General features: G+C 47.7%; 10 protein-coding genes and 6 tRNA genes. 8 read left to right on the forward strand and 8 right to left on the reverse strand.

All coding sequences use genetic code 11. The features are described from left to right. Positions 1-118: 118 nt before the first annotated feature. A tRNA-Ser gene (locus tag HR45_RS11375) sits at positions 119-209 on the reverse strand. Between the two features lie 203 nt (positions 210-412). Between HR45_RS11375 and HR45_RS11380 the strand changes: the two genes are divergently transcribed. Continuing rightward, positions 413-2,005, forward strand: coding sequence for a Lon-insertion domain-containing protein (locus tag HR45_RS11380; RefSeq protein ID WP_037443033.1), 1,593 nt, complete (start codon positions 413-415; stop codon positions 2,003-2,005). 74 nt (positions 2,006-2,079) lie between these two features. Continuing rightward, on the forward strand, positions 2,080-2,595 hold the full coding sequence (gene fabA, locus HR45_RS11385) for a bifunctional 3-hydroxydecanoyl-ACP dehydratase/trans-2-decenoyl-ACP isomerase (protein WP_037443035.1): 516 nt from the start codon (positions 2,080-2,082) through the stop codon (positions 2,593-2,595). 69 nt (positions 2,596-2,664) lie between these two features. On the opposite strand, the gene rmf is transcribed toward fabA, so the two are convergent. From rmf to rlmKL, 4 genes are all read right to left on the reverse strand, one after another. Then, positions 2,665-2,841 (reverse strand): ribosome modulation factor, encoded by a 177-nt coding sequence (rmf, locus tag HR45_RS19260; RefSeq protein WP_081933464.1) that lies wholly within the window; start codon positions 2,839-2,841, stop codon positions 2,665-2,667. A 382-nt stretch (positions 2,842-3,223) separates the two neighbouring features. Beyond that, positions 3,224-5,071, reverse strand: coding sequence for a DUF3466 family protein (locus HR45_RS11390; protein WP_037443037.1), 1,848 nt, complete (start codon positions 5,069-5,071; stop codon positions 3,224-3,226). A gap of 29 nt (positions 5,072-5,100) precedes the next feature. Continuing rightward, entirely contained in the window at positions 5,101-7,017 is a 1,917-nt protein-coding gene (locus HR45_RS11395) for an ABC transporter ATP-binding protein (protein ID WP_037443039.1), read from the reverse strand. 15 nt (positions 7,018-7,032) lie between these two features. Continuing rightward, a complete protein-coding gene (gene rlmKL, locus HR45_RS11400; RefSeq protein WP_037443108.1) occupies positions 7,033-9,168 on the reverse strand; it encodes a bifunctional 23S rRNA (guanine(2069)-N(7))-methyltransferase RlmK/23S rRNA (guanine(2445)-N(2))-methyltransferase RlmL in 2,136 nt (711 codons plus the stop codon). Between the two features lie 224 nt (positions 9,169-9,392). On the opposite strand from rlmKL, the gene HR45_RS11405 reads away from it, so the two are divergent. From HR45_RS11405 to HR45_RS11425, 5 genes are all read left to right on the forward strand, one after another. Next, positions 9,393-9,469 (forward strand) — tRNA-Met (locus HR45_RS11405). A 23-nt stretch (positions 9,470-9,492) separates the two neighbouring features. Continuing rightward, positions 9,493-9,569: transfer RNA gene (locus tag HR45_RS11410), tRNA-Met, on the forward strand. Positions 9,570-9,597: 28 nt separating this feature from the next. After that, a tRNA-Met gene (locus HR45_RS11415) sits at positions 9,598-9,674 on the forward strand. Between the two features lie 23 nt (positions 9,675-9,697). Further along, a tRNA-Met gene (locus HR45_RS11420) sits at positions 9,698-9,774 on the forward strand. 28 nt (positions 9,775-9,802) lie between these two features. Continuing rightward, positions 9,803-9,879, forward strand: a tRNA-Met gene (locus HR45_RS11425). Positions 9,880-10,061: 182 nt separating this feature from the next. Here the strand turns inward: HR45_RS11425 and ihfA are convergent. Genes ihfA through pheS form a run of 3 tightly spaced genes read right to left on the reverse strand, consistent with a single transcriptional unit; the run spans position 10,062 to position 13,745 of the window. Then, complete coding sequence (gene ihfA / locus HR45_RS11430; protein ID WP_037443041.1) at positions 10,062-10,358, reverse strand: integration host factor subunit alpha; 297 nt, start codon at positions 10,356-10,358, stop codon at positions 10,062-10,064. Positions 10,359-10,361: 3 nt separating this feature from the next. After that, a complete protein-coding gene (gene pheT, locus HR45_RS11435; RefSeq protein WP_037443043.1) occupies positions 10,362-12,749 on the reverse strand; it encodes a phenylalanine--tRNA ligase subunit beta in 2,388 nt (795 codons plus the stop codon). A 15-nt stretch (positions 12,750-12,764) separates the two neighbouring features. Continuing rightward, complete coding sequence (pheS, locus tag HR45_RS11440; RefSeq protein ID WP_037443045.1) at positions 12,765-13,745, reverse strand: phenylalanine--tRNA ligase subunit alpha; 981 nt, start codon at positions 13,743-13,745, stop codon at positions 12,765-12,767. Positions 13,746-13,936: 191 nt separating this feature from the next. Between pheS and radD the strand changes: the two genes are divergently transcribed. Continuing rightward, complete coding sequence (radD, locus tag HR45_RS11445) at positions 13,937-15,727, forward strand: DNA repair helicase RadD (protein WP_241461108.1); 1,791 nt, start codon at positions 13,937-13,939, stop codon at positions 15,725-15,727. The last annotated feature ends 24 nt before the right edge of the window (positions 15,728-15,751 follow it).

Raw genomic sequence — 15,751 nt, forward strand, 5'->3', positions numbered from 1 at the left:
CGATGAAAAGTCCAGCCTAATTTTATTGCACAAACATCAGTGAATAGTCAGATGAAACACTACTGCGTAGAAAAGCAAAAACCCGCAACTTATTGCTAAGCTGCGGGTTCTCTTAATATGGCGGAGGAGCAGGGATTTGAACCCTGGATGGGCTATAAACCCATGCCGGTTTTCAAGACCGGTGCATTCAACCACTCTGCCACCCCTCCGGACGGCGCAAATATTATAAGCTGCGCTCATGCTTGTAAACCATTATTTTCAAAATTATGTTCGTCCGCTCAAAAGCTGCGCAACTTAGTGCTTAATCTATCCGAACCGATTAATTTTTCACAGAAATACCGTGGTAATAATTCACTAGCCCTTGTTGGGAATGTGATAAAATTGCCTTACTAAGTTCATCGTTATTGAAAGTATGAAGCCAAATCCCATTGCTATTGCTCAACTGGCACCCTCATTTCCAGCCGTGTCACTCCAAACAGCCGCTGAAGCTGACCAACAATTACTCGGTCAGGCGCGATTGAAATCCGCATTTTCGACCTTTTTACGGCTTAAACATCAGGGGCTGTTCATTGCTGATTTTGATGGAATTCATCGACCTGCACTGATGAAAGGGTTAGCGATACTTGCTGAACAAGAATTCGATTATCTGTTTGGTCGCATTACGCGTGCGCAGTTGTTTGGCGGCACCGAGTCTAACGGAATATTAGCGACTTCCGTTTTATTGTTTATAGATGCTGATTCGCTATTACATAAGCCGCGCTTGTGGGAGATGTTAGTAGAGGCGATGCTGCGCAATGGCTACCAACGGGGTGAGCAATGGCAGCAACTCACTGCTCGTATCATTTTGATTGGGCACGCGGGCTACTACAGTGAACTCCTTCAACTCGAACGTAACTTTCAAAACACGTTTTCTATATTTGGCGATGTGGCGGATGAAGTCGATCTCAGCCAGATAACGTTGGAAGAATATGTCGCATGGTTACAGCAGTTAGCACAATTGACCAATTGTCGCCTCTCATCCTCTGCAGTTAATCCGTTGCTGAATTTCTCCTGTCAATTGACAGAGCACCAACAGCGGCTAAGTTTAGCCTCGCAAGTGTTCATACAGTTGCTACAGGAAGCGACGACCGTTGCTGGCGACGTTGAAGTAACCGGCGAACACATACGATTGGCAAAACAGCAACGGCAATTCCGTCACAATGCTCAGGAACAGTTGTCAGCTCAAAATGTTGATGATGCCTTTATTCATCTCCCCACATCAGGGGAGATGATTGGCCAAATCTGTGGTCTGACAGTAATTGACTCTGGCGACTACGTTTATGGTGAACCAGCACGCATTACCGCGTCAGTCCACTACGGTGACGGTGAAGTTGCAGATATTGAACGTAAGTCCGAACTTGGCGGCAACATTCACGCCAAGGGCATGATGATTCTCTCGTCTTTGATGTATCAAATCTTCGGTCGCGATGCGCCGCTGCACCTAAGTGCTAACATTGTATTTGAGCAGTCGTACCAAGAGATTGACGGTGACAGTGCTTCGTTAGCCGAATATTGCTGCCTCATTTCTGCCATTAGCGAGCAACCTATCGCACAAGGTATTGCGGTAACGGGCGCGCTGGACCAGTTTGGTAACGTTCAGGCGATTGGCGGCGTTAATGAAAAGATTGAAGGCTTCTATAATCTCTGTGAAAGACGTGGTTTAACCGGAGAACAAGGTGTCATCATTCCGCGTTCCAATGTGCAGCAACTTAATCTGCCTGAGCGCATTATTGCGGCTGTAAAAAATGGACAATTTCATCTCTATGAAATATCTCATGTGGATGATGCCATGGAACTACTAATGAATAAGGCGACCGGAAAGCCTGATGATGCTGACAACTTCCCGGAAGAGAGTTTGTACGGTTTAGTTCAGCGCAGATTAGATCGACTTGCCGGCAATGGCGATGAAGAAGATTTTTCGTTGTTCAGCCGTTTACTCAGAAAGTTGAAGCCTGGCAGGATTTAATATGCTGATCGGACTTGTTTGGCTTACACCTGTTCGCTAATCTTGGCACAATTTAATAACGCGTGGTTATAACAATGACAAAAGCTAACAGTTTCAGCAAACAAGAACTGATTGCCTGTGGACATGGCGAAGTATTCGGTAAAAATGCCCCAAGATTACCTATCGACAACATGTTGATGGTTGACCGTGTAGTTGAAATCAACGAGACCGGTGGTACTCATGGTAAAGGCGAATTGATTGCTGAACTGGATATCAATCCAGAACTTTGGTTCTTCGATTGTCACTTTGTTGATGATCCTGTGATGCCTGGTTGCCTTGGCCTTGATGCAATGTGGCAGTTAGTCGGTTTCTTCCTTGCGTGGCAAGGTGCCGAAGGTAAAGGTCGCGCCCTTGGTGTAGGTGAAGTCAAATTCACTGGTCAAGTGTTACCAACAGCCAAGAAAGTCACTTATCGCTTGAACATCAAGCGTACAATTAATCGAAAACTGATTATGGGTATTGCCGATGCGACGGTTGAAGTTGATGGCCGAGAAATCTATGCGGCAACAGATTTGAAAGTCGGTGTATTTAGCGATACCTCAACGTTCTAAGCACCGCTTACAAAGCAATTTATCGCGGGCGTTAGACACAAAAATGCCCTCTTAGGAGGGCAAAATCTGCTATTTGTTAAACAAGCCATTGAGACGCCCGTCTACCCCTTCTCGCCAGCCACCCAGCCATTGCGAGCGTGAGTCTAAGCTTGTATACGGGCAATTTTCTTTTGATCGTCCACCTACACCAGCCTGGAATCCCTTGGAGAAAGCGCGATCCATCCGATCTCTTTTTTGTCTCTTCATGCAAGTTTCCTCTGTTTCAATGTGACATCGAGGTTTAGGTAACTAATGCGTTTGCCAAAAGATGGCGAGTTAACGTGCGCTTAGCGAAATTATCTAAAATGCCCTTCCCTTGATTCAACCTCCAGATTAGGCCAGTACCAAGTCGGAAAAACGTCCCAGCACACGCTATCAAATAAGAAGCTAATCAGCTTGAGCCCATACCACCATCCACGACGGCAAAAGGCGCAATAGAACATAAACCTCATATACAGAATTAGAACGTTTTTCAGCGAGAATCAATCAAAAAATTGCACAAATATTACGCAAAAAGCTTAACTCACTGACGAACTGGCAAAAAAAAATCGGCAACTATTGCCGATTTTTTACATAAACAGTAAGAGGATTAGCGTCTGCGATACCAAACAAGCGGCAACATCAGCAGCCACATCCAGAAAGCGGCACCTTTACGCTGATAGTTACCATCAGCGGCAGTGCCTTCTTCATCTGTGCTATCGTCGATTTCACACGCTGAGCCACTGTTGGTTGGCTTTAACACCACCATACGCGGTACATATCCGGTAACAGGCGCGCCAGTACCATCCAGCTCAAATAACGGATTGCCGTCATCATCTAAGACTAGGTTGCCCGAACTATTCGTTTGATACACCGGGCGTCTTACAAAGGCGGTACCCACAATAGTGCCATCTTCAGTAATTTTATTTGCTTCAACCACGCGAATATCGGCTTCGTAACTAAGATCCGCACCTGTACTATCAGTCACACTAAAAGTATGCTTAGTCCAAGTACCGTCACTTGCTTGCTCATAACCTTTTGAACTACAAGTTAACAGGTCGTTGATGTCGCTGAACTCTTCAGTATTTACATCATAGATAAAACCATCTTGCGGACCATCAAAGTCTTGTTCATGAGAGGTTTCGATAGAACCTACCACCTGACCTTGATTGTTGATGTCTTTAGGATAGCTATTCAACTCGGAGGTATAAGTGAAGAAATCATTTGGGGTAACAGGCAAGGTATCTGGCGAGTTCGTGTCATAGACAAAGAACTTCTCACGGCTGTAGCCGTTGATATATGCCGTATAACTACCAACAACAATGCCGGCGTCGTTGACGTCTACCGCTTTTGAACTACGTACATCATTATTATCGATGACAGGGATCCAGTGATACTGGTAGTTACCATCAGTATCTTGCTGCCAGTAGGCTGCATCATAATAAAGGTCGTCAGTATTACCGTTACGGTATACGTGCGAACGTCCTACCACAACGCCATTGTCATTAATGCCGAGCCCTTGTGCTTGGAAGATACGAGTTGATTCACCTGGATCTAATCCGAGCGGCAGTTGGGTTGCTGTCACCGCATCATTGGCGTAGTTCCAGACAAAAGCACGCGTTTGATAAACAATACGACGAACACCATCGCTATCGCTGAACTGATAGCTTTGCACACATACATCAATCGGCGTGGTATCGGCATTGCTAATGCAAGAGTCGACGCGTGATTCGCTCGCGCTACTCAACGCAGTACTGCCATAACCAGTAATCAGGTTGTTATTGTTGATCTTAGCCGCCACTGACCAGCCACCTAGATCAACCGATATGCCGTCTTCATCGGTATACGTGGTGTATGTTGGGGCAATGGCGAGTTCAGATGCATCAGCGCCATTTTTAACAAAAGCGCGCATTTCATAATTGCGATAGTACCAGTTGTCGATACCGTCGGTACTGCCGGTATACTCGGTAGTTTGCTCCGGCGCTGTCGTAGCACCGACACGAATGCCAGCGTCGTTAATATCATAAAAATAGCTATCGACTGAGTTATCCGTGGTGGAAGGCGTTGTCGTACCGTTAACGGATTCGAAGATAGGTAACCAAGGCGTAGTAGCGTCGTTTTCTAACGCGTGAAAAGTGAAGTTGTTACCGACAATTTCAGTGGTAATCGTATGGACGATAGTACTTTGAGGAGACACACCGTAGTTGTTGTCGATGTAGTCGTTTTGCGTTTCTACGTCTGTATTGGTGAGGTCAGATTTACCTTTCGCAATCCCAACCGCAACACCGTTGGCATTAATACTTTGACCATAACCATTTTGAGAGCCAACCAAGGTACCGTTTAAATCAGCATCTTCGATGTTAACGATCTCATAAACAGAAGCAGCATGTGCTGGTGTGACATGTAAGACTCCGATCACACTCAATGCAACCAACGACAGTGCACTATTCAACTTCATTCAATTGTTTCCCATTGTTATTTACTGAGTTACTTCAATGACTCAAGTTCTTCCCAACGCTCAAAGCATGCTTCAAGCTGCTGTTCCTTATCTGCAAGAAGCTGCAGTTTTTCCGCCACAAGCTGCTGCTCACCGCTATAGAAATCGGGGCTATTCATCTCTTGTTGCAGCGCATCAATTTCGGCTTCCAACAGCTCCATCTGTTCTGGCAAAGCCTCCAATTCACGCTGCAGTTTATATGACAGCTTCTTCGGCTTTACCGCTGCTGCGACGGGTTGAGCGGCAGAGGTTTTCTTTTCGACCGGTTTTGTTTCAACTGGTTCCGCAGCTTCGCGATAGAATCTTGCACCTTGTGATACCGCATCTTGGTAACCGCCGACAAATTCGCTCCAATGACCATTACCGGCATACCACCATGAGCTGGTCACGGTGTTGTCGATAAATTCCCGATCGTGACTGACCAGAATCAAGGTGCCTTGGAAATCAGTGAGCAGAGACTCTAACAACTCCAAGGTCTCAATATCAAGGTCGTTGGTGGGTTCGTCGAGAATAATTAAGTTTGCTGGGCGCAAAAGTAACCGCGCCAGCAACAAGCGGTTTTTCTCACCGCCGCTCAGCGCTTTAACTGGCGTTCGAGCTCGGGCTGGCGAGAATAAGAAATCCTGCAGATAACTGAGGATATGGCGGTCTTTACCATTTACCGTGACGGTGCTTTTGCCCTCGCCCACGTTTTCTTCCACGGTTTGCTCTGGGTCGAGCGCTTCGCGGTATTGGTCAAAATAAGCCACTTCCAGCTTGGTACCGGTACGCACTGTACCAGATTGCGCTTCTAATTGGCCGATCAGCAATTTGATCAGGGTGGATTTACCACAACCGTTGGGACCAATCAGGGCGATACGGTCACCGCGCATCACGCTGACATTGAAGTTTTTCACCAAATTGATGTCAGGCAAGTTGTAGTTTAAGTCTTTCACTTCAAACACTAACTTACCGCTGCGCTCTGCATCAGAGACAGACATCTGCGCCTGACCTTGACGATTAATCCGATCACGGCGTTCCATCCGTAGCGATTTCAGCGCGCGCACGCGGCCTTCGTTACGGGTGCGGCGTGCTTTGATGCCTTGGCGGATCCACGCTTCTTCTTCTGCGAGTTTTTTATCGAATTGCGCATTTTGCTCCGCTTCGACACGCAGCCACTCTTGTTTACCGTCCAAATAGGTTTGGTAATCGCCCGGCCAAGAGGTCGCGATACCGCGGTCTAAATCAACAATACGAGTCGCTACACGCTGAATAAAGCCACGGTCGTGACTGATAAAGGCAATTGCCCCACGGAAGTTAGCTAAAAATTGCTCTAACCATTCAATGGTGTCGATATCTAGGTGGTTGGTGGGTTCGTCGAGCAGCAACAAATCTGGCTCACTCACCAGTGCGCGGGCCAACGCTACTTTACGTTGCCAGCCACCAGACAATTCGCTGAGTTTGGTTTCAGCATCTAAACCTAACAACTTGCAGTTTTGTTGAATGCGAGTATCAAATTGCCAACCGTTCAGGACATCAATGCGTTCTTGCAGTTTTGCCATTTTGGCCAGCTGATGCTGCTGCTCGTCGTCGCTGGCATGCATGAGTGCTGCCGACAGCTGGTGATATTGCTCCAGCAAGTCCCCCACTTCAGCAAGCCCCGCAGCAATGTAAGAATACACAGTGCCACTTTCGGCTTTTGGAGGATCTTGTTGCAGGCGGCTGACTTTTACATCGGTTGCGATATTAAATTCACCATCATCAAGCAGCACGTCGCCCGCGAGGATCTTCAGCAAACTTGATTTACCAGCACCGTTACGGCCAACAATACACACCCGTTCACCAGCTTCGATGGTGAAATCCGCATGACTGAGCAGCGGAATGTAACCATAAGCCAATGACCCATTGTTGATACGAACCAGACTCAAAATATGTTCCTTTTCTTATGCCTTGGCAGTAAAGCTGATCAGCCAAGTGTTATGGATGTGCGGATTACGTTTAAAGTCCTGCGGCAGCATGCGGTCATCCATATTTTCCACGGTCAACCCTGCGTCATTTAGCAGTTGCTCATCCATTTTGAATTTACGTTTATTGTTGGAGAAGATGATCTCGCCACCTTTATTCAGCAGTTTTGACAGCGCCATCAGCAGTTCGCCGTGGTCACGCTGCACGTCAAACGAATCTTCCATCCGTTTGGAGTTACTGAACGTTGGCGGATCGATAAAGATCAAATCAAAACTTTGATTACAGTCTTTAATCCATTGCAGGCAATCACCTTGCTCAAAGCGATATTGCGGCCCCATCAAGCCATTGAGCATAAAGTTATCTTTGGCCCAATTTAGGTAAGTGTTTGACATATCGACCGTAGTCACCGCTTTGGCGCCGCCTAATGCTGCGTGCACTGACGCTGTGCCAGTGTAAGCAAATAGGTTAAGCACGCGGCGGCCATTGGATTTCTCACCAACGAACTTACGAATTAAGCGGTGATCAAGGAACAGGCCGGTATCCAAATAATCAGTCAAGTTCAGTTTGAACTTAGCGCCATATTCCAGCGTGGTCAGCTCCAATTTTTCGCTGTCCAGTTTTTGATACTGATTGCGGCCTTTTTGCTTCTCACGAGTTTTCAGAATAATGCGCTCAGGGTCAATCTCCAGCGCTGTTGGCAGCGACAAAAGTACATCGCTCAAACGACGACGAGTGACCGCTTCAGGGATTTTTGCCGGTGCAGCGTATTCTTGGATAACCACATGACCGGGATAACGGTCCACCGCCACGTTGTATTCGGGAATATCAGCATCGTAAATACGATAGCTATCGATACCCTCTTTCGCCGCCCATTTATCTAACTGTTTTACATTCTTTTTAATGCGATTAACGAACGAGGCTGCAAATTCACTCAGCTCATGAGCTTCTGTAAGTGAATCTTGCTGACGACGGGTACTATTGGCGTGCAAGGTGTAAAGGTTAAAAGCACATTCAAGTGGGCCATTGAACATCTTCAATTGGCGATCGGCTTTTAGTTTAAGCGCAGAGAGAAGTTCTACTTCGCTACAAAGCAGCGCCATCCGCCAGCCACCAAATTTCTGCTTAAGTAATTCGCCCCACTGAAAATACAACTGCAACAAGGTCGACACATTGCCTAAACGCTCACCATAAGGCGGGTTGGAAATCAGCAAACCAGCTTCCGTCGGCGCTTCAGTAGTCAAAACATTAGCGGTATTAAATTGAATAAGATGATCCACACCCGCATTCGCCGCGTTACGTTTGGCAAGTGCGACCATACGTGAATCGATATCACTGCCGAAAAACTTCACTTCACAGTGCTTCTTGCCGACGAAGGCACGCGCTTTGGCATCATTAAGCAGTGCTTGCCAAATGTTGGTGTCATGCCGATGCCAACGTTCAAACGCATAGCGCTCACGCATCAAGCCTGGTGCAACATCACACGCCATGAGCGCAGCTTCAATCAAAATGGTGCCACTACCACAAAACGGGTCAAAAACCGCCGAGGTCTTATCCCACTGGGCGCGAGCCAGCATATTAGCCGCAAGGTTCTCTTTAAGTGGTGCTTCGCCAGTGCCATGGCGATAGCCACGTTGATGCAACGGCGCGCCTGAGAGATTCAACGAGATGGTCAATTGTCCGTGACGGAAGTGAGCATCGATACGAATATCGGCATTAGTGCGTTGAACGTCTGGACGGTTAAGCCCCGCATTACGAAAACGGTCGACCACCGCATCTTTAATTTTTAATGCACCGAACTGGGTGTTGTTGATAAAACCGCCCATCCCGTGAAAGTCGATGCTAAAGGTCGCGCGATTGTCAAATTCGGCTGGCCAATCAATTGCGTAAGCTGCGTTGTAGAGTTGATCGGCATTTTCACAGGCGCCTTGATATAGCACCACGGTGATACGGCTCGCAAGACGACTCCATAGCAATACTTTGTATAAGATTTCCTGCGAAGCACTAAAGTATACGCCGGCAACACTTTCTTTAACGTCAACCGCACCTAACTCCGACAATTCCGTCGCAAGTGTGTATTCAAAGCCCTTCGGCGCAGCAGCAAAACAATTCAACATCAAACAGTTCATCACTAATGGTAATAGCCGCGCATTATAACCCGCCTACAGTGTAAAAAGGTAACAACTTGTCGCCTTTTACGCGTAAGCCACCAAGCCCAACGCGCGCGACGACTTAACGCCCAAGCAACATTTGCAGTGAAATTGAGCAGTTGAACATTGTTTTCCGAAATAAGGTTGAATTCACTCAGCCGTATCGCTATAGTGCGCACCACTTAGACGGACGCGGGATGGAGCAGTCTGGTAGCTCGTCGGGCTCATAACCCGAAGGTCGTTGGTTCAAATCCAGCTCCCGCAACCAATAAGTCTTAAGTAAATTTCAGTCGCGGGATGGAGCAGTCTGGTAGCTCGTCGGGCTCATAACCCGAAGGTCGTTGGTTCAAATCCGGCTCCCGCAACCAATTTACTTAAGCCGTCTATGTTCGCAGTCGCGGGATGGAGCAGTCTGGTAGCTCGTCGGGCTCATAACCCGAAGGTCGTTGGTTCAAATCCAGCTCCCGCAACCAATTAGTCTTAAGTAAATTTCAGTCGCGGGATGGAGCAGTCTGGTAGCTCGTCGGGCTCATAACCCGAAGGTCGTTGGTTCAAATCCGGCTCCCGCAACCAATTTACTTAAGCCGTCTATGTTCGCAGTCGCGGGATGGAGCAGTCTGGTAGCTCGTCGGGCTCATAACCCGAAGGTCGTTGGTTCAAATCCAGCTCCCGCAACCAATGCGAATAAAATGCCGACCTTGGGTCGGTTTTTTTTATGCCTGAAATTCGCCCTACCATCTTCTGACGCTATTCCAGTCTACGATCTACGTTGCGATATATCTCTGATTCAGCACCATAAAAAAACCACCACCAGTAAACTGGTAGTGGTTCTATTAGGCTTGTAACTGCGTGAAAGGCGCTTATTCTTTAGCGTTAGCAGCTTCTACACGACTTTTAAGCTTTTGACCGGGACGGAACGTAACGACACGGCGTGCGGAGATTGGAATATCTTCACCAGTTTTTGGATTACGCCCAGGACGCTGGTTTTTATCACGCAGGTCGAAATTACCGAAGCCGGACAACTTCACTTGTTCACCGTTCTCAAGCGCTAACCGGACTTCTTCGAAAAATGCTTCCACAATCTCTTTGGCAACACGCTTATTTATGCCAAGTGTTTCAAAAAGATGCTCTGCCATTTCGGCCTTGGTAAGTGCCATACTTTAATCCCTCAACGATGCGTTGAACTCGGTCTTGAGTGCTGAAACCACGGTTTCGACAGTGGCAGCAATCTCTTTTTCCTCAAGCGTACGAGCGTTATCTTGTAACGTAAGCGCGATGGCAAGGCTCTTTTTACCTTCCACTACGCCCTGTCCTCGGTATACGTCAAATAAGTTTAAGCCAACCAACTGATTTCCGCCAACTTTTTTTATCATTGACAGAATATCACCCGCTTGAACCGTTTCGTCAACAACAACTGCTATATCTCGACGATTTGCTGGGAAACGGGACACTGGCTTGGCTTCCGGTAAACTGGCGTGCAACAGCGCATTTAGCGACAGTTCAAACACGATAGTTTTACCATTTAAGCCAAACGGCTTTTCTAATGCCGGATGTACTGCGCCGATAACCCCAATCACCTGATCATTTCTTGTGATTTCAGCACATTGCCCCGGATGAAGCGCCGAATGTGATGCTGCTTTAAAACTAAATTCAGCATCGGAAAGTGTCAAGCCAATAATTGCTTCAAGATCACCTTTAAGGTCAAAAAAATCAACCGTTTTGGATTCAAGCGCCCAATGTTCATCGCTTTGAGGCCCCGCGATCACCGCCGCCAGCATTGGCTCTTGGCGCACGCCCATTGGCGCATCACCGTCTGGTACGAATCGTAAACCTGTTTCAAACAGACGCACTCGGCTCTGTTGACGAGCTTGGTTATACCCAACAGACGTTAACAAACCGGTAAACAGCGATAAACGCATTGCTGACATTTCGCTAGAAATTGGGTTTGGCAACACCATCGCAGCTTGCTCTGGATGTACTAAATTTTGCAATTTAGGATCAACGAAGCTGTAGGTTACCGCTTCTTGGAAGCCGCGAGCCACCAACATGCTACGCACTTTAGCTAGTTTGATGTCGCTTTCGCGGTGCTGCGACATATTCAACGAAGCTACCGGTGCGGTGTCGGGAATGTTGTTGTACCCGTAAATACGGGCGACTTCTTCAATCAGATCTTCTTCAATCGCCATATCGAAACGATAGGTAGCAGTGGTTACCTGCCATCCCTCTGCAGTTACATTTACTGCAAATCCGAGGCGTTCAAGAATTTCGGCAACATCGCTATCGGGGACGTGATGACCAAGTAATTTATCTAATTTGACGCGACGCAGTGTGATATCAACCGCTTGCGGCAAATATTCATCGGCTTTCACTTCGACAACCGGGCCAGCTTCGCCGCCGCAAATATCAAGCACTAAGCGAGAAGCGCGATCCATCACTTTATGCTGCAACTCAGGATCAACACCACGCTCGAAGCGGTGGCTAGAATCTGTATGCAAACCTAACTTACGTGCTTTGCCCATAATCGCTAATGGGGCGAAGAAAGCACATTCCAGCACGATATCTTTAGTTTCGGTGTTCACACCTGAATGCTCACCACCGAAAATCCCGGCCAAGGCTAATGGGCCATTATCATCAGCCACCACTAGGGTATCCGCTGGAACAGTGATTTCATTGCCGTCAAGCAAAGTCAGCTTTTCTTCACCGTCACCTAGACGAACTTGCAGGCTGCCATGCAGATTAGCTTTATCAAACGCATGCATTGGCTGACCGAATTCGATCAACACATAGTTGGTGATGTCAACAACAGGATCGATCGAACGAATACCGCTACGACGCAGCTTTTCCACCATCCATTCAGGAGTTGTTGCAGTAACATCAACCTTGTTGATCACACGGCTAAGATAACGAGGGCAACCGTCAGGCGCTTTTACATTAACGCCAAAGGTTTCATCGTGTGAAGCGGTAACCGCGTCCCAAATTGGCGCCGTGACCGTCGCGCGGTTCAATACGCCGACTTCACGCGCTAGACCTACCATGCCTAAACAATCAGCGCGGTTAGCGGTCAAATCAACGTCAATAATGGCGTCATCAAGCTGCAAATACTCACGCACGTCAGTGCCAAGCGGTGCATCTGCTGGCAATTCAATAATGCCATCACTTTCGATGTCGATACCTAGCTCGCCATAAGAACACAACATGCCATTCGATGGCTGACCACGCAGCTTGGCTTTCTTAATTTTGAAGTTACCTGGCAGTACAGCACCAACAACAGCAACACAGACTTTCAAGCCTTGACGGCAGTTTGGCGCACCACAGACGATGTCGAGCAGCTCTTCGCCACCAACATTCACTTTCGTCACGCGCAGTTTGTCTGCATCTGGATGTTGACCACATTCAACCACTTCACCGATAACGACACCGGTAAATTCACCAGCAACACCTTCAACGCCGTCGACCTCAAGGCCTGCCATTGTGATCTGCTGGGCTAATTCTTCACGGCTAATCGCAGGGTTAACCCACTCACGAAGCCAAGATTCACTGAATTTCATATTACTTTAGCTCCGTTATTTGAATTGCTTGAGGAAACGTAGGTCATTCTCGAAGAATGAACGCAAGTCAGTTACGCCGTAACGCAGCATGGTCAAACGTTCTACGCCCATACCAAAGGCAAAGCCGGAGTATTTTTCAGGATCAATTCCAACGCCACGCAGTACATTGGGATGCACCATACCGCAGCCCAAAACTTCCAACCAACCATTCTTACCTTTCACGTCCACTTCAGCTGAAGGTTCAGTGAATGGGAAATAAGATGGGCGGAAACGGATCTCTAAATCTTCTTCAAAGAAGTTACGCAGGAAGTCATGCAAAATGCCTTTCAACTGCGCAAAACTGACGTTTTCATCGACTAACAAACCTTCCACTTGGTGGAACATTGGCGTGTGAGTCATGTCGTAGTCGTTACGATAAACGCGCCCAGGAGAGATAATACGCAGTGGCGGTTGCTCTACTTCCATGGTACGAATTTGCACGCCCGAAGTTTGGGTACGCAGTACCACTTCTGGGTTGAAGTAGAAGGTATCGTGGTCAGCACGTGCTGGATGATGTTCAGGAATATTCAACGCGTCGAAGTTGTGATAACCATCTTCAACTTCTGGACCGTGTTTTACACTGAAGCCAAGTTCGCCAAAGAAAGACTCGATACGTTCAATGGTACGCGTCACTGGGTGCAGACCACCATTTTCCAGTCGACGGCCGGGAAGAGTGACGTCAATCTGTTCCGCTTTCAATTTTTCTTCAAGCTCTGACGCTTTCAACGCATCAATACGTTGACTCAGCACTTGCTGAACTTGCTTTTTAGCTTCGTTGACTTTCTGACCAAACGCGGGCTTTTCTTCAGCACTCAGCGTCGCCATCAATTTCATCAGGTCGGTAATTTTGCCTTTCTTACCAAGGTAATCGACACGAATCTCGTCTAGTACTTTTAGATCTGCGGCACCTTCGATGGCGTTGAGGGCCTGCTGTACGATCTCTGTTAACTGCTGCATCTTCCCTTCCAGTGCATGCCAGCCCAGCGGGCTGTGGGTGTATCTGAATGATATTTAAAGGATGGAAATTTTACGCCAGTCCCCCCCATTTAGCCAGTGACAATCTAAATTAACGAATGAAAACATGGAGTTTTTTTCACCAAAGTCGTAACAAATTCGGCTGCAAGCTCCAGCTAAAAACAAGCTGTGGTATGCTGCGGGCAAATTTTCCGATTTATAAACTGTTTATGCCCAACGCCTCGTCATTACAGCTGCGTGATTACCAACAGCAAGCCGTCGACGCCGTGCTCACACATTTCAGGCGACACCAGTCCAGTGCCGTCATTGTGTTACCTACGGGGGCAGGTAAAAGCATTGTGATTGCCGAGCTAGCACGGGTGGCGCGCGGCAAAGTATTGGTACTCACCCATGTCAAAGAGTTGGTGGAGCAAAACGCGGCTAAAGTTGAGCTACTGGACGATGACTTAAGTATCTATGCTGCCGGGCTCAAACAAAAAATGGTGCACGGCAAGACTGTGGTCGCATCAATTCAATCTGCTGCACGTAATCTTGCGGTCTTTAATGACGCTTTTTCACTGGTGATTATTGATGAATGTCATCGTGTTGGCGATGATGAACAGTCTCAATACCAGACATTATTGGGCGAACTACAGCGCCATAATCCCAACATTAGAGTACTTGGTCTTACCGCTACCCCATATCGCTTAGACAGCGGCTACATTTACAAACGCCATTATCACGGCAAGGTTGGCAGCGAAAACGGCGTATTTGAAGATTGCATCTTTGAATTGCCACTACGTTATTTGGTCAAAAAAGGCTACCTTACGCCACCAAAAACCTTTGATGGCCTGAGTGCTCAATATGATTTCGAGCAACTCTCTAGACCTACTCAAGGGGACTATTCCGCGACAGAGGTTGATGCGCTAATACATCATCAGGGCCGTGCGACAACCGCTATTATTGAGCAACTAATTCAGCTGTCTCAGCATCGCCAAGGCGTGATTATCTTCGCCGCCAGTGTGCGGCATGCTGCCGAAATTATGCAGTTACTCCAAAATGCGTCAGCGGAGTTGATTACGGCAGACACGCCGGCGACAAAACGAGAACTCGCTATTGCAGAATTTCGCGCTAAACGAATCAAGTTCATGGTCAATGTAGCGGTGCTCACCACCGGTTTTGATGCGCCACATGTCGACTTAATCGCTATTTTGCGCCCAACGGCTTCTGCCGGTTTATACCAGCAGATGGCGGGACGAGGGCTACGTTTGGCGCCTAACAAGCAAGATTGTTTGATTATCGATTATGCTGCTAATGGCTTTGACCTGTTCGCACCGGAAATTCCGCAGGCTAAACCGGCAAGTAACGCTGTAGCGGTACAAGTTCCCTGCCCAGAATGCGGCTTTGCCAATACCTTTTGGGGCAAAGTCGATAATGACGGCGATATCATCGAGCACTTTGGTCGCCGCTGCCAGGGGCTCGTAGGCCAGAGTGCAGTTCAATGCCAGTTTCGCTTTCGCGCTAAAATTTGCCCAGATTGCGGTGCAGAAAATGATATCGCCGCGCGTAACTGTAATAGCTGCCAATCGATGATGGTGGATCCGGACAAACGCCTAAAAGAGGTATTAAGCAGCCGTCATCATCACCTTTTTCGAGTCGATACTATGCTGCTGACCGCACAAGATGGTGCGCTGCGGGTTGAGTATATTGACGTTGAAGGCAATCAATTCAGTGAGACCTTTCGTCTGCAAACTGCTGCACAACGACGCGCCTTATATGCCGCATTTTTAAAGCAGCACGACTGTCGTCCGGGGCTAAAACTGGCGCAATATAAAACCGCGGACGACGTTATTGCCGATGCGAACCGCTTCAAACAACCCGATCTATTGTTACTGCAACGCAAAGCAAAGCGCGGCTGGCAGCTCATTGATAAATTTTTTGACTATCAGGGCCGATATCAAATTGGTGCAAATTTTCGCGACTAACATGCATTCCGTCATTCGGCACTG

Origin of the sequence: Shewanella mangrovi, from assembly GCF_000753795.1 — a bacterium.
Classification (GTDB): Bacteria; Pseudomonadota; Gammaproteobacteria; order Enterobacterales; family Shewanellaceae; genus Shewanella; species Shewanella mangrovi.

What these genes read in the sequence shown, in the direction of transcription:
- ihfA (WP_037443041.1), bottom strand. Translation starts at nt 10,358, where the DNA reads ATGGCACTTACCAAGGCCGAAATGGCAGAGCATCTTTTTGAAACACTT.
- radD (WP_241461108.1), top strand. Translation starts at nt 13,937, where the DNA reads ATGCTGCGGGCAAATTTTCCGATTTATAAACTGTTTATGCCCAACGCC.
- pheT (WP_037443043.1), bottom strand. Translation starts at nt 12,749, where the DNA reads ATGAAATTCAGTGAATCTTGGCTTCGTGAGTGGGTTAACCCTGCGATT.
- rmf (WP_081933464.1), bottom strand. Translation starts at nt 2,841, where the DNA reads ATGAAGAGACAAAAAAGAGATCGGATGGATCGCGCTTTCTCCAAGGGA.
- HR45_RS11380 (WP_037443033.1), top strand. Translation starts at nt 413, where the DNA reads ATGAAGCCAAATCCCATTGCTATTGCTCAACTGGCACCCTCATTTCCA.
- pheS (WP_037443045.1), bottom strand. Translation starts at nt 13,745, where the DNA reads ATGCAGCAGTTAACAGAGATCGTACAGCAGGCCCTCAACGCCATCGAA.
- rlmKL (WP_037443108.1), bottom strand. Translation starts at nt 9,168, where the DNA reads ATGTTGAATTGTTTTGCTGCTGCGCCGAAGGGCTTTGAATACACACTT.
- fabA (WP_037443035.1), top strand. Translation starts at nt 2,080, where the DNA reads ATGACAAAAGCTAACAGTTTCAGCAAACAAGAACTGATTGCCTGTGGA.
- HR45_RS11390 (WP_037443037.1), bottom strand. Translation starts at nt 5,071, where the DNA reads ATGAAGTTGAATAGTGCACTGTCGTTGGTTGCATTGAGTGTGATCGGA.